This is a genomic window from Shigella sp. FC1967, from assembly GCF_001743005.1.
Classification (GTDB): Bacteria; Pseudomonadota; Gammaproteobacteria; order Enterobacterales; family Enterobacteriaceae; genus Proteus.
This window is the reverse complement of the sequence record NZ_MIIZ01000353.1, coordinates 1-235: the sequence shown is the minus strand read 5'-3', so window position 1 is coordinate 235 and position 235 is coordinate 1. Positions and strand designations below refer to the sequence as shown.

General features: G+C 55.3%; 1 rRNA gene. It reads right to left on the bottom strand.

Annotated features, from left to right (window positions below):
- Nucleotides 1-235, bottom strand: a 23S ribosomal RNA gene (locus BHE89_RS03160); the annotation flags it as partial.

The window sequence follows — 235 nt, the reverse complement described above, 5'->3', positions numbered from 1 at the left end:
TTCAGCGGTTATCTCTTCCGCACTTAGCTACCGGGCAATGCCATTGGCATGACAACCCGAACACCAGTGGTGCGTTCACTCCGGTCCTCTCGTACTAGGAGCAACCCCTCTCAATCTTCCAACGCCCACGGCAGATAGGGACCGAACTGTCTCACGACGTTCTAACCCAGCTCGCGTACCACTTTAAATGGCGAACAGCCATACCCTTGGGACCTACTTCAGCCCCAGGATGTGA